General features: G+C 64.7%; 10 protein-coding genes. 1 reads left to right on the forward strand and 9 read right to left on the reverse strand.

The features are described 5' to 3' along the window. Positions 1-265: 265 nt before the first annotated feature. The 3 genes from EDD30_RS11280 to EDD30_RS38230 form a co-directional block, all read right to left on the reverse strand. Complete coding sequence (locus EDD30_RS11280) at positions 266-628, reverse strand: STAS domain-containing protein (RefSeq protein WP_084556583.1); 363 nt, start codon at positions 626-628, stop codon at positions 266-268. A gap of 62 nt (positions 629-690) precedes the next feature. Beyond that, positions 691-1,677 carry an ATP-binding protein gene (locus EDD30_RS40535; protein ID WP_244945202.1) on the reverse strand — a complete coding sequence of 329 codons (987 nt, stop codon included), beginning with the start codon at positions 1,675-1,677 and terminating at the stop codon, positions 691-693. A gap of 1,207 nt (positions 1,678-2,884) precedes the next feature. Continuing rightward, complete coding sequence (locus EDD30_RS38230) at positions 2,885-3,124, reverse strand: hypothetical protein (protein ID WP_143162786.1); 240 nt, start codon at positions 3,122-3,124, stop codon at positions 2,885-2,887. Between EDD30_RS38230 and EDD30_RS41990 the strand changes: the two genes are divergently transcribed. Continuing rightward, positions 3,060-3,437 carry a DUF5984 family protein gene (locus tag EDD30_RS41990; protein WP_394328277.1) on the forward strand — a complete coding sequence of 126 codons (378 nt, stop codon included), beginning with the start codon at positions 3,060-3,062 and terminating at the stop codon, positions 3,435-3,437. The two genes, EDD30_RS38230 and EDD30_RS41990, sit on opposite strands and share 65 nt — an antisense overlap. Here the strand turns inward: EDD30_RS41990 and EDD30_RS11290 are convergent. The 6 genes from EDD30_RS11290 to EDD30_RS11320 form a co-directional block, all read right to left on the reverse strand. Continuing rightward, positions 3,434-5,320 (reverse strand): sensor histidine kinase, encoded by a 1,887-nt coding sequence (locus EDD30_RS11290; RefSeq protein ID WP_244945203.1) that lies wholly within the window; start codon positions 5,318-5,320, stop codon positions 3,434-3,436. The two genes, EDD30_RS41990 and EDD30_RS11290, sit on opposite strands and share 4 nt — an antisense overlap. A 168-nt stretch (positions 5,321-5,488) precedes the next feature. Beyond that, positions 5,489-6,565 carry an AcrVA2 family anti-CRISPR protein gene (locus EDD30_RS11295; RefSeq protein ID WP_143162785.1) on the reverse strand — a complete coding sequence of 359 codons (1,077 nt, stop codon included), beginning with the start codon at positions 6,563-6,565 and terminating at the stop codon, positions 5,489-5,491. 369 nt (positions 6,566-6,934) lie between these two features. Continuing rightward, complete coding sequence (locus EDD30_RS39870) at positions 6,935-8,296, reverse strand: competence protein CoiA family protein (RefSeq protein WP_071806798.1); 1,362 nt, start codon at positions 8,294-8,296, stop codon at positions 6,935-6,937. A 634-nt stretch (positions 8,297-8,930) separates the two neighbouring features. Continuing rightward, positions 8,931-9,401, reverse strand: coding sequence for a hemerythrin domain-containing protein (locus EDD30_RS11310; RefSeq protein ID WP_123678228.1), 471 nt, complete (start codon positions 9,399-9,401; stop codon positions 8,931-8,933). An 822-nt stretch (positions 9,402-10,223) separates the two neighbouring features. Beyond that, the gene (locus tag EDD30_RS11315) at positions 10,224-12,530 is read right to left on the reverse strand and encodes an nSTAND3 domain-containing NTPase (protein ID WP_071803926.1); all 2,307 of its coding nucleotides are present in this window, start codon (positions 12,528-12,530) and stop codon (positions 10,224-10,226) included. A gap of 221 nt (positions 12,531-12,751) precedes the next feature. After that, positions 12,752-13,576, reverse strand: coding sequence for an IS5 family transposase (locus EDD30_RS11320; RefSeq protein ID WP_211277928.1), 825 nt, complete (start codon positions 13,574-13,576; stop codon positions 12,752-12,754). Positions 13,577-13,930 lie beyond the last annotated feature (354 nt).

Here is a 13,930-nt window from a genome sequence, read left to right on the forward strand (position 1 = left end):
CTTTCACCCTACGCTCAGGACCCATCTTTGAGGCCGAACACCCTCGTCCAGAGCACAGTCGAAGCCGTCACCACCACGCGAACGCGCCACCCCGGCACCGGGAAACCCGGATCGACTTTGCCGTGACGAAACATCGGCCGACCTGGATGGGATGGTCAGGCCTCCCCGGCGTAGATGAGTCCCGCGCTCCACCTCTTGCCGTCGAAGGTGTACCGGGCGCCAGAAGGGAGCTCACTGCGGCGCCTCGTGCGTGACCGGTCGGCGGTCAACGCTGGTGGGGGCTTGGGGGTGGGGTGTATCCGAGGAGGGTGGGGATGTCGCAGAGCTGGAGGAGGACGTCGACGGCGGGGCTGGCGGCGGTGATCCGGATCTGATGGTGACCGTCGAGGGCGTGCAGGGTGCGCAGGCCGGTGAGGTCGCAGAATTCGACGCCGGACAGGTTCAGGTCGAGGTCGCCGGTGGGGTGGCCGTCCAGGACGCAGGCCAGGTAGTGACGAAACGTCGTCACGGTGTCGCGTTCGAGGTCGCCGCTCACGGTGATCGTGAGGATGGCCGCGGATGAGGGCGCGGTGCTGACGGTGATGTGTTGTGCCGGTTCGTCCATGACCTGCTCCCACCCTGGTGCCATCCTGTCGACGGTACCGGGGTCCGCGATCCGGTCGGTCGGTCCGGACCGGTAACTTCCGGCAGTCACGACGACTGGGGGTGTTGGAGCCGGTAGCTGAGCAGCAGCCGACTGCCGGTGGTGTCGGTGGTGATGTCCAGGCTGGTGCAGGCCCGCTGGATGAGCCACAGGCCGCGGCGCTCCGCTCGCCCGCCTCTCGGATCGGGGCGGCAACCGGGCTCGGCGGTATGACCGATGCCGGGGCCGTGGTCACTGATCTCGCACCACAGACGACCGTCGCGGCGCCACAGCAAGAGTTGACCATGGCCGCCGCCGTGCCATACGGCGTTCGTCATCGCCTCGTGCACGGCCAGCACCCAGCCGTGCCCGGCGGCGTGGGTCAGGCCGTGGCCGGCACTGAGGGCGGCGACCTGTCGCCGCACGATCGCCAGCGTGGACCGATCGAACCAGCGGGCCAGCGGCAGCCCGGGGATGTCCGAGACCAGGGCGGCCGGTCCGCTGACCGGCTTACCGGCGGCCATGTCCAGGACGGTGTCGCCGAGGCGCCCGGCGGCGAACGCCTCGGCGAAGTCCAGTTCGAGGCGTTCCAAGGTCAGCAGTTCGGTGACCGCGGCCGCGAACGCCACCGCCGAGCGCTCCACCGCCGATCCGTCCAACCGGCCCGGGGCATGGTGGTACAGGTCGACGGCGCCGTCGTGGCGAACCCCGCCGGCGTGCAACGGCAGCGCGTACACCGCCTTGATCCCGGCGCGCAGGGCGGCCGGGGTGAACCGGGGCCACCGCCGCGTCCAGGAGGCGCCGGTCAGGTCGGCGGCCAGCACCGGAGCCCGGCTAGCAGCGGCGTCGCGGCACGGTCCCTCGTCGAGGGTGTACTGCGCCGACTCCAGCCGGGAGCCGCTCGGATCGCTGCTGAACCGCGTCCGCGGCGTGGACCCGGCCGGCGGGCTCCCCGCAATGTGGCCGGCGGACAGACCGAGCCCGGCGATATCCGGCAGCAACGCCGTGCCGGCCCGGCACAGGGCGGCCAGGTCCGGACCATAGGTACGGACCATGCTCCACACCCGGTCCTGTCCTGGCCTCCCTCGCCCGCCGTTTCCCTCGGCTCCGGACGACTGCACAGAAAACTGATCATCGGTCATGGCAGAGGAACCTCTGTTCCCGCCTCGTGCCGCCGTGACGAATTCAGATCCGGCAACACGTCCGCCGGCATCTCACCGAGACAGGGGGTCCTCCGTCCACCGACGGATTCACCCTCACGCTACCCCGCAATCCGTGAACCAACCTCGACGAGGCGTGACACACGCTCCCGGCGTGCCACTTCCCCACGGCGCGGATCATGTAGTGCCCGGAAATCCCCGCTATCCAGAACGCGATCGATCAGGCGGCGAGGTGCCCGGGCCGCCTCTGCTGCTGGCACTTGACGATGGGAGGCCGCCCGGTGATCAGAGTAATGTTTTCCCAGGTAGAGAGGGCTTCTAAGGGTTCGGGGAGGGCGTTCGTCGTCGCGGACGTAGCGGCGGGCGGGCATCAACCAAGACAGCGACGACTCCACTATCCACCTGCCATGTTCTATGAGATTTCACCGCTAAAACTCTCACGCCACTCATGATCTAGTCGCGAGTAGCGCAGAGCATCGCGCCAGACGCCGTTGGTGAATACGTGGCCCCCAATCGACCTTAGGGAATGAACCCGAGGCGGGCGTTCAGCGGACGGGCTGGGGCCAAGACGCTGTTGACTGCCTGTCCTTCGTGTCGGTCCAAACGCCCTAGTGACAGGTGAATGGTGGGGCGCGTCCGTGGGGCGCGCTTGCGAGACGCCCGAACCGGGCACGCGCCCCACGGGTGTTCGTGCTGGCGTTGCGCCTGCCCCAACGGGGTGCCGGGGCTGACCCAACCGCATTTGATCGGCCGCTCATCGACACCGTGCGACCGCCACCCGCCGAGTCGCCTTCGCGGTACCTGAGACCGACGTAGCCCTGCGCTCCGGCTCTCCGCTCGACTCCGGCCCATTGCCCCCGCGCCCAGACTGGCGACGACCTGACAGAGCGAGCCGTGGCGTCCTACATCGCCAAGTACGTCACCAAGCCGGAACTCGCGGGCGTCACCGTGGCCCGACCTATTCGCGACTTCGCACCATCTTCGCTCTGCCGGTCACCGAGCACACCCGAACCCTGATCCGCACGTGCTGGACGCTCGGCAGCCTTCCCGCGCACAAGACGACGAAGCTGCGTCGCTGGGCTCACCAACTCGGCTAGCGGGGTCACACCGCGACCAAGAGCCGCCGATACTCCACCAATACACCGCGCTTCGCGGTGCCCGCGCCGACCACCGACGCGCCACCAACAACGACACCGAACACCCCGACGATGTGATCACGGTGATGGACTGGGGCTACAGCCGCGCCGGACAGATCCCCGTTCGCCGGGCCGCCGCGGCTGGAGCTTACGTTGCCGGCGGTGGAGTTCTTCGCCGCGGTCGAGGATTTCGACCGGCGATTCATCGCGGCGATGGGAGAGCGTGTCGCGGAGATGGGACCATGCGGGCCGCCAGCAGGTGTCGATCTCGCCCTGAAGCAGCTACGGCGGGAACATACGCAGCGCAGTCGCTGCCTAGAGCAGCGCCTGGCCGAGCCGCGGAACGTCGCGGCGAGTTCTGTTACGTGCTGCCACGGGTTTTGTCGTACATCCAGACGACTGCCAACCCGTAACGAACCCGGCGACCGTCCGTGCCCTCATGCGCAACACCATGTGCGGCAGGTGGCGCGCACGGACCGCGGCAGGAGGGTACGTCGTGGGTCACGGCGGCGAATCTAATCAGGGAGTGCGGTCGATGTGTGCCCGTGGCGTGAAGGTTCAACAGGGCGTTCTGTCGACGGGTACCGCTGAGGGGACAGACAGCTTCCTTTTGTTTCTACTCCAGCAGGCAAGAAGACACGAAAGCTAGCGCCTTGGCCGGGTTCGGAGACTACCTCGACGGTTCCCTGGTGCGCCCGGACGATGGCGGCGACGATGGCTAGGCCGAGGCCGGTTCCGGTGGCCTCGCGGGTGGTGTTGCGGGTTCGTGCTCCGTCTACTCGGTAGAAGCGTTGGAAGACCCGTTGGGCCTGTTCGCGGCGGAGCCCTGGGCCGGTGTCGGACACCTCCACTACGGCGGTGCCGACGGGTCCGGCGTACAACCGCAGGGTGACCGCGGCGTTCGACGGGGTGTGTACCACGGCGTTGGTCATCAGGTTGCCGATGACTTGGCGTAGCCGAGCGTCGTCCCCATACGCCACCAGCAGTTCCGGATCGTCTCGCATCTCGAGGGTGATCTCCCGGTCCGGAGCGACGGCCCGGGCGGCCTGCACTGCGTCCATGGCGAGCACCGGCAGCTCGACCGGAGCGAGGGTGAGCGGGCGCTCCTGGTCCAGGCGGGCCAGCAGCAGCAGGTCTTCGACGAGTAGGCCCATCCGGGCGGCCTCGTCCTCGATCCGTCGGACCAGCCGCGCGGCCGCCTCCGGTTCAGAGACGGCACCCTGGCGGTACAGTTCTGCGAACCCGCGGATGGTGGTCAGCGGGGTCCGCAGCTCGTGCGAGGCGTCAGCGACGAATTGCCGCATCTTCTCCTCGGATTGCAGGGCGGCCTGCTCGGACCGGGCTCGGGCGATGAAGGCCGCTTCGATCTGGGCGAGCATCGCATTGAGCGCGGTGGAGAGTCGGCCGAGCTCGGTGGTCGGCTGGGCGCCGTCTGCTTCGGGATCGGGAACTCGCTGGGTGAGGTCGCCCGCCGCGATCCGCGCGGCGGTGCGCTCGATCTGCACGAGCGGGATGAGGCTCTGCCGCACCAGGGCGGCGCCGATCGTGGCCAGCGCGATCAGCACGCCGGCGCCGACCAGCACATCCACCCAGATCAGGCGGGCGATGACGGCGTCGATGCCGGTCATCCTCTGGCCGACATGCATGACCGTGTCGTCGGAGAGACGCACTGTCAGCATGCGCCACATGTACCTGCCGTTGATACTGCGAGCGTTGTACGGTACGTCGCGGTTCGCCTCGATCGCCGCCAGTCCGGCCGGCAAGTCGGGCACGTCATCTTCGGCTACACCCGCGCCGGGATCGATGGCTGCTCCTCCGCTTACTGCGGAGAAACCGATGACATAGTCCGGCGGCGCGTAGACCGGGCGGTACGACCGGTCGGTCAGCTTGGCCTCAGCGTGCATGGCCATCGTCTTGAGCTGGGCGTCAACGCGGCCCAGCATGTAGCCACGCAACGCGTAGGCGCTGACGGCGCTGATCAAGGTGAGCGCCGCGAAGACCAACACCAGTACCGAAGCGACCAGCTTGGTGCGCAGCGAGATCTTGCGCAGGGTGCTGTGTCGCTGGATCGAGCCGCGAACCCGCGCAATGAAAGTCGCGTCGTCCTCGGCGAGGAGCAGTTTCGCCTCGCTCTGCGGGTTCTGGTCCTGGGTCTGGGCGGCCATGCACGCATCTTCAGCCCGTGCCCTGAGGTCCGGCTGAGTGGTCATTGTGAATCTCCTGCAGGCGCAACAGTGGAGGTCGGCCAACCGCACCGCATTTGGTCGTCCGGACGTGTCTCCACGACGATGCTGACATCGGATAGCGCCAGGGTGTCGACCCGGCGCTCCCCCAACGCGCAGAATTCCGAAGGCCGCGCACGGCGTACCGGGGTTGGCAAGATCGCAGGTGGCGACGTGCATGCCGTTTGTGGGGCGGGCGGGACTCGAACCCGCGACCGAGGGATTATGAGACAGCCCGTCCAGGTCTCCTACAGCCGCTACCAGCGACATCGCTTGCAGAAATGGCCCCTGAGACTGCTTATCTGTCAGCCGTTGACTCCATTTCGCGTCACGAACCGCGTCACGCTCCTAGCAAGTTCGCTCTGCCTCGTCGCTGAGCTTCACGTCGACGACAACGCCGGGCAGCGCGTCCAGACCAACGTCTCGTACGCCGACGAGGATAGGAGAAATCCACTTGATGACGCTCTGTGCCCGGCCCGGCCCGACTCGATAGGTGTGCCAGTGAGCGCGCCGGATGTGGGGGCGGACTGGAGTTCCGCGGCCGTTCTCCGACGCACTACCTGCGTGGTAGGCGCGAAGAGCCGCGCCAACTCTCCAGCCGACATCCCAGATGCGAGGGGTCTTGTTGCTCTTGCCACCGCTACCCCGCTGTGTGGGGACGGCGCCCGGCCTCGGCTGCACGTCGGGTGCCTCCGAACAGAGATAGGTCAGAACCGAGACGACGAACGGCACGGCCAGATGAGTGCACCCAAGCGGCGGCAGCGATGCCCTCTGGCCTTCGATCTCCTCGCTCTTAGGGATGGCCTCGTAAGTTGAGGAGAGGGACGCGATAAGGTCACTCACCGTCTGGCCGTCTTGGGTCCCCATCGAGAATCCGCCGCCTACGCCGCGCTTTCCCTTCTGCAGAGTGCACAAGGCGATGCTCAAGCAAGCACTTGCTGCCGAGTGGCTGGACACCACACGCTGGTCTTCATCACGACCCGTGACGAAAAAGCCCAACAGTGCATCACCTGTGGCTGGGTCTAGAACCAGGGGCGTGTCGAACAGGACCAGCGGATCAGGATGCGGCAGCCGCGTGAACACGTCGGATGGCAGCATGGCAGCATGGTCCGTCTGAGCCAAGGCGCTGGCGAGGTCATTGTCGATGCGATAGACAATCCTTAGCTTCTTCCACTGCAGGACGGTCAGACGATCATCGACGACGCCTGACGCTATGACCTTCCGCAAGGTCATCTCGCCAGCCTGCTCCGCTGTTTGACCATCTGGTAGATCTATCCCGCCGGCCGCCAGCCCTGTCTTGATGTCCTCGGCCAGGCCGGGCATGCGCAGGTAGCTTGCGTAGTTGTCATGTTCTCCGGCCAGCAGCTCGTCGATCACCGCTTCGACAGCCTTCAGACGATGCGCCGTCGGCTTCCTTCGGGTCACCGGTCCACCTCCCCGTCGAGCCCGACGTTACGCCGACCCACCGACATCCGGAGCGGCAAAACGCGCCAGCATATCGAAGTAGTGACATACGGCTTAGGAAGGGCCATGACTCGGTCATCCGACCCGTCTACCAGGAGCTTCAGTGTCACTCGGCATGGCTCCGGAGTCCCTAGAGGCGCCTTGTTTCGGTAGTTCGTGTCACGATCCGCGCCATGCCGGGCAGCCCGCGGATTATGAAAGCGCTCGTCCGGATGGCCCAGCCTCCACCTGCTGCTCCTTCGACGGCCCGACGGTCTTGGACCACATAGTCCACACCGGCGACTCCACTTCGCGTCACGACCCGTGTCGCGGACCTCGCGCCTAGTGCGTTTAGCGCCGGTAGTAGGTGGGAGAGTTCGGGCACAGCTGACAACCAAGCTGAAGCGGCCTCCCGGCCCATGCGGCGACTTTCTTGCCGCAGCACACCGCGTCCACCCCCCTCCCCTGGGCCTCTACCTCCTCGGACGCAGGCGGCACCAGCGCCGGCTTCGCCTCGACCGGCTTTGGCGCGACCGGCAGGGGTATCGGGGGGACCGGCACGGGCTTCGTCTCGACCGGCTTCGGCGCGACCGGCACGGGCATCGGTACAGGACTCGCGGCCCCCACTGGCCGAGCGTTCTGCTCGCACACACGCTGCGCCTGCCCCCGACCGATCCGCAGCTGCCCGGGCATGTCCGGGTCGCCGTAGTGGCCGCGCTCCTCAACGAATCGCTCGTACGCGGCCGCCGGCACCCAAGTCGTCCGGTCCGCCTGCACCCGGTACGGAACCCACGTCTCGTTGAGAATTCCCTCGAGCAGTGAGTCCAGGTGCACCGTCTCCCCGAACGGGAACACCGCGTCCGGGTCGGCCTTGTACTCCTTCACGTTCAGCGACGGGTACACATGCGTCTTCCCGCACGGCACCGCTCGTCCCGAAACCGGGCACCGACTGGACCCGCGCCAGATGTCCGCCCACCCGCACCGCTGCTCTTCGAAGAAGGTCCACCCGGTCACCACGTTCAGCAGTGGCGTCCGCGACCGCAGATACATGCGGTGGTCATCGAGGGCGGGCACCGCCAGGTGCGGCACGCGCCGCAGGAAGTGGATGTCGCTGGCGTCCCGGTCGGTGGTCCACACCACCCGATCACCCGCCGCCGCCAGGGCCTTTTGCCGCCGGCCCACCAGCGACGGCGAGATCGTCGAATGCTGAACCTCGCCGGCCACGGTAAGCCGCGCGCTTACCGCCAACACATCCGGCCGCCGCTTTGCCCGCGGCCGCCATTCCTCTACCAGGACCTGCGCGCCCGTCGCCTCCCAGGCTGACGCCTCCCGCTCCTTGAGCGCCTTGTGCGTGTCGCTCTCCGGGATGTGTTCCTCGTGCGGTGATCGACCGTTCTCGTGTCGGAACACCGGCCCGAACCGCGTCCTCACGAACGTCATCCACACCGGTTCGACCTGTTGGCCGCGTTCGGCCATCAGCCGCATGCATAGCAAGCACAGCAGCTTGCGCCCGCTGATCCCGTGCGGCCGGTCCTCCGCCACCAGCTCCGGCAATCCCGGCCGGGTCGGGTGCCCCCAATCAGCACGCCGCCGGGGCTGCAACTCGATACCCAGCGGCAAGTAGAGCACCCCGTCTGAGTAATCGTCCGGATTGATGTCTTCCACTCGTAACGACGAAGCCACCGACATGGCCGCCCCCACAAAGATCAACAAACCGGTACACCTCGGACCAGTGTTCAGAGTGTAGCGCCGGCCACTGACAAAGATCTCGGCGTGGAGTTGTGACGCCGCTCGATGAGTTGTTTCCGCTGACCTCCGAGGGTGATCAACAGCAACGGCGGATGAAGCCGACCGAGACACCGAACGGTTAGGCCCCCGAAACGGGGCGGGCGCTCCTCGGTGAAATCAAGCACTCGCCCACCGACATCTGCCAGCGGAACCGGATCAAACCGATCAGGCACGCATCTCAGGCTATTCGGAAAGGGGCCCCTGGCATTTGCCCCTCGGACAGCACTTAGAGATCAGTTCAGAATGAGCGCACATGGTGTGTGTCGATGCCTGCTGCTACAGGTTGAGGCTGCCGGGCATGTCCGAGCTGGTTCTGACGATGAGTTGTGGGCGCGGCTTGAGCCGTTGATCCCGACGCCGGCGCGGCGGTATTGCTTCCCGGCACGGCGACGGGTCGACAACCTGACCGCGGTGGCGGGCATCCTGTTCGTCGTGCGGACCGGGATGCGCCATGATCAGTCTCGCCTGCTCCGTCATCTGCCTTCGGAACCTCCTGACCTCATACTGAGCTGATCTCCAAGGGCCGGTGGGACGGCCGCACACCTGCGACGCCCGGCGGTCACAGAGGTCCCAGCACTGCGTACGGATCGGCGTCCAGTGCCAGCGTCTCCAGGACTGTCAGCAGCTGACGTTCCTCGTACCTGAAGTGCGACTCCATGATCGCTGCCACACCCTCCAGATGCCGGTGCAGCTCTGCAGGCGCGGCGCCACGGGCTACGGCAGCCTGCAGCCCGGCCAACAGGTGAGCGATCATCGAATGGTCCTGCCGTAGGTAATGCAGCGTGTCGCGTAGCTGAGGGTACTGCTCGGCGATCGCGGGAAACAGGTGACGATCCTCGCCCGCGTGGTGTGCCGTGAGCGCGGCGCAGAACCCGTGACAGAACAGCAGCAGATCCCGGGTAGCCGGCTCGACCGGCTCGCCGTCAGCGAGGGCCTGCCGGGTGACGGCCAGCGCTTGGCGCAGCCTGTCATGGACGCTGCGCAGCTCTCGACTCCAGGCAACCAGCCTGGCCTTCTCGCCCTCACTCACGAGTGAAGGGCGAAGGGACGACGATCATCATCGTCGTGCTCCCTTCGGTCCGGCGCCTCCATGCCTGACACGGTCTGCCACCGGCACGCGACGCTGTAGCCCACCCTAACGCCAAGCCTCCGTCCACAGGGGCAAGGGGTGGTGAGCTTGAACCGGGCATTCTGAACTGAGCTCTTTAGTGCGGACCAAGGAGCTCCCAGCCAAGCCAAGGCGTCTTCAACCGATGGACCTTCAAGAGGTGTGAGCCGTGGTTTAGCGAGGGCGCGCCCAGCAGGATTCGAACCTACGAGCGACGGATTAGAAGGGGCCATGACGGAAGCATCCGAGCCTTCCACCAGGCTCTGCGGTGTCACCCGACATGGCTCCGTGTTTCCCTGAAGGCACTTTGTGTCGGTAGTTCGTGCCACGATCCGAGCCACGGCAAGCCGACTGCAGCGCTTGCAGGGTCATCCAAGCCGAGCCCTAAGGCTACTTAGAAGTGGGGCCGGGCACCCTGAATCGCGCACGACGCCCAATCGATCTCTACGGGACCGTCAGTGCTGTTGTAGGGTCATCTTGACCCCCGATTGTCGGTCTTCGTCCACCTGAGCGACGTCCTCCGCGGGCGAGGCAGCCTCGATGAGAAGGGTCGGGGTTTGGCCGTCGCACTTCACATGTACATGTTGCTGCGTTATTCGCTCAGCTTAGGCAGCTCGCTGCTCCGTGTCGGCCTGTTTCGCCTGATGTGTGCGCCGCTGGCCTGCCGTCGTCGCGCGCCGCGAGTGGAGCGGCAAGGCGCGTGGGCATCACGAGCAGCTCGCGCGGGACGCCGGAGGCGGCTCGCTAGCCTAGGTGCCTGAAAAGCGCGTTGATATCTCTTGATTCTTCCGGCGACGGCGTTAAACGAACTTCCTCGCTATCGTCATCTCCGCCTCCAGAAGAGGACCTCTGTCGTCCACCGATCTCACCTTCGTCATCCCGCTCAAAGATCGTGTCTCGCTCCATTTCAATGTAACCACGCAACTGATCAATTAGTCCAAGTTCGTGAGCGGCGTCTTCGATCTGCGATAACCACTGAAGTGCCTCATCGAGGGAATCGGCATCGTATAGAATGTTGCTCATTTCCTCCCTAAGATTTTCCAACGCTGCCTCCTCAGCAATGGGGCCCAACGCTGTACGCCCTTCAAAGAACCTGTCGCAATCAGCGGCATCCCGGGCAAGGACTACGACCTGGTCCGAATTCAACGGGACCTTGGCCCATGCTCTGAACGTCGTCTCGAGATGGGCGGTCGTCCAGTCTTCGTTTCGCTCGTCTTGCCACACCTGCATCACGGCCGCCACCAAAACGTGCAGGTCATCTGGATCGAAGCCGATCCTTTCCTCGTGTTCCCTAATTGCGTCCGTCGCCAACTCTATGAACCAAGCGGTAACCGTTGGCATCATTTTTCTGGCAGGCTCAATCAAGTGAACTAATGCACTAAACCTTTCGGTACTCCAGGTGTAGCAGTTGGGCTCGAGCTCCTCGTAGGCGACAAGTCCAGTGGAAATCTCCTTGATATGTTCGGATACTCGTTCGGCCGATGAACGGACAGTAGCTGCTAGACGGGGGTACTTCAGCGTCCCATTAGCCTCGGCCATGCAGTATGCCATCGCCATCTGAACGTGGGGCAGTTCAGTTAATTGGAGAATCAGCTCTACGAAGTAATCCGGCTCTGAATCAAGAAACGAGAGAACAAAATCCCTACAGCTTGGGTTGGCATAAGTGATTGTGATCTTCTTCCGCGGCTCCTGGATTGTGTCGATGCGCAACCAAGTGCCTTCCAGTGCCTTGAGCGCGTTAGTATAGTCAATAGGCGTTGAGCGCCCAATGACGATGCGTCGCAGGTCCTCCGCGTCTGCGCCCTTAGGCGGCAGCGCTGCGAGCGAGAGCACAAGTTGCCGCGCAGTCTCTGAGAGAACCGTAGTGAACATGGTCTGCCAGAGTTCAAGAGGATGGTCTAACGCAGCCTCCAAATCGGCCGCCAATTCGTCGGCAGCGGCCGCAGGCCGCTTCAGAACTTGCTCCACGATCCGCGGCGTGAAGTTCGGGTGCTGCACGACCCGCCAGTAACGAGCCGACGCCACATAAAGTCGAACTAGCTCACGAGGGTAGCCGGAGAAGTAGAGGTGATTGTAGAGAATTCGCGCTCTCTCCACGAGCCCATAATCAGACACCTTGATGGCAAATTCGTTTAGCCTAAAGTTGCCTCGCCTTATCGGTTCATCACGTTGCTCAGCTTGTCGAAGAATTTGCGACCGGGTTGTCATGATGAAACGCTTATCGGGGTGGCGCATCCGATCGATGAAGCGCGCTATGCGAGAACCTTCGTTCTTGCTCTGACGCTCACTGAGATCCGTCTGCCCTAGAAAGTCGTCATAGAGGAAGAGCTGCTTCCGCTCTCTTTGGTACGCCTGCCACCCCTCGTCGATATCAGACGAGACCGTAACGATCTGCCAGCCTTCGTGCCAGTACTTGAGCGCCAGCATGTCAGCAAGCATGCTCTTGCCAACCCCAGGAGACCCGCTGAGGACCAACACGTGCGTTGCTTCGAGCATTTCGGAGGCGCGGCCGTAGGTCGGATTCGTGACATACAGTCGCACTCGATCGCATACGTCTTCCATGAGCGCCTCGCTGCGAGCCCATAGACCACTATGGACCACGCGCTCAAGGACGGCGACCGAAGCGAGCCAAAGCTTAAAGTGACTTTGCTCGATGAGCGGATAGCGGGAAAGAGCCTCATTTAGATCTAGCTGAGTGCGGAGGTCTTCAGGTCCCTGCAGGTAAGGCTTGAGATCATCGGCCAGCGTGTCCTTCTGGGTGCGGCTCAGGTCTTGTGACGTTACGAATATGTAGCGGTCTGGCTTCTCGCTAGCGATCTTAGGTTTCTCTCGCCTAGCGGCGCGCCTAAGGTCACTGAACCGAGAACCTGCGTAGTGCTTGCATTGCACAACGATCTTCTGGCATCCGGAGACGGAGCGCAGGTCGATTCCGCCGTCTGGCCCATGGCCAAACGCCTCCATCCTCCAGCCGTACTCCGCCGAAAGTAGATCTCGTACCAGGAGCTCAAAGTCCGACGGCGATAGCGTGGAGAAGTCGTAGGTCGACGGCATGAGTGCTCCGATGGTCGCACGGACGCCAGACGGACGTCCGACGCGCTCAAAGATGCGTGGACCGTCAGCCTAACCTTAATGATTCCCGCGCAGAGGCTGCGTTCTGGTGGAACACGAAACGGCCGCAACTCCACAAGCCCTTACTGCACCGATGCGCAGGCCGCAACCTCTTAGAGGGCATCTGATCCCGGGCAGCCGGGTCTGACCCGGATTGGCGGTGTTTAGTCGCGCCAGGTTTGGGTGGATTCTCCTGCCAATCGGCGGGACATTGTGTTAGCCATGGCCCAGAGGATCATGGTGCGTGATCGTTGGGGCAGGGACTCGTAGTCGCGGGCAAGCCGGCGGTGTTGCATCAGCCAGCCGAAGGTGCGCTCGACCACCCACCGGCGCGGCAACGCGCGGAAGCCTTTCTCCGCCGGACGGCGGGTGACCCTCTCGACGTCGATGCCATGTCGGGCGCCGCGCCGCCACACGGTGGTCTGGTAGCCGCCATCGACCCAGACCTTGCGCACCGTGGGATGCGAGGCGGCCACCTCGTCGAGAAGGCCCCGACCGGCGGCGGTGTCCGACACGGACGCCGCGGTGACCACCACGGCCAGCAGGAGCCCGAGGGTATCGGTGACGATGTGCCGCTTACGGCCCTTGATCTTCTTTGCCGCGTCGATGCCTTGCTCGGATTCCCTTACGTTGCAGGAGGTTTTGACGCTTTGCGCGTCGATGACCGCCGCGCTCGGTGAGCCGTCACGGCCATGCGCCTGCCGGAGTCTGCGACGCAGCAGATCATGGATCCGTTGCGTCGTGCCGTCCTTCTCCCACTTGGCGTAGTAGTCGTACACCGTCTTGGCCGGCGGAAAATCGTGCGGCAGGTACTCCCAGGCGATCCCGGTGCGTGTGACGTAGAGGATCGCGTTCACGATCTCCCGCAGATCGTGTACCGGCGGGTTGATCCCGAGTCCTGGCCGAGAGGCCCGCCACTGCGTCAGGACCGGTTCGATCACCGCCCACCGCGCATCCGACAGGTCCGATCGATATGGACGTCGCTCCATCCCCATGCCCTGCCAACGAGCCAGCACGGCCACCAACTGCCCGCAAACACGAATCAACCCGATCGAGGATCAGATGCCCTCTTATGCTCGCAGGCCGGGACGAGGCCATGCAGACCCCGCCGCCCACGGGTTATATCGAGCGAAGCTCGATCCGATCTTGACGACGCGCAAAGCGTCGTCGCCCAACCGCAACTCGCGCCGAGCATGACCAGAGGCTGATCAACCGCAACGGAGCACGAACCAGGCGGCAGACATCCCGGTCCCGCGGGGCTGACCACCCTGCCGGGACCACCCCCGGCACGGCCAGCGCAACACCCCACGCCGAACCGGACCAACCCGGAAGAACGGTCCATC

The sequence above is a fragment of the Couchioplanes caeruleus genome (assembly GCF_003751945.1).
GTDB classification, from domain to species: Bacteria; Actinomycetota; Actinomycetes; order Mycobacteriales; family Micromonosporaceae; genus Actinoplanes; species Actinoplanes caeruleus.

Excerpts from the sequence above, each read along its gene's own strand:
- EDD30_RS11280 (WP_084556583.1), bottom strand. The coding sequence starts at position 628 with ATGGCACCAGGGTGGGAGCAGGTCATGGACGAACCGGCACAACACATC.
- EDD30_RS11320 (WP_211277928.1), bottom strand. The coding sequence starts at position 13,576 with ATGGAGCGACGTCCATATCGATCGGACCTGTCGGATGCGCGGTGGGCG.
- EDD30_RS38230 (WP_143162786.1), bottom strand. The coding sequence starts at position 3,124 with ATGAATCGCCGGTCGAAATCCTCGACCGCGGCGAAGAACTCCACCGCC.
- EDD30_RS11315 (WP_071803926.1), bottom strand. The coding sequence starts at position 12,530 with ATGCCGTCGACCTACGACTTCTCCACGCTATCGCCGTCGGACTTTGAG.
- EDD30_RS40535 (WP_244945202.1), bottom strand. The coding sequence starts at position 1,677 with ATGGTCCGTACCTATGGTCCGGACCTGGCCGCCCTGTGCCGGGCCGGC.
- EDD30_RS11290 (WP_244945203.1), bottom strand. The coding sequence starts at position 5,320 with ATGCACGTCGCCACCTGCGATCTTGCCAACCCCGGTACGCCGTGCGCG.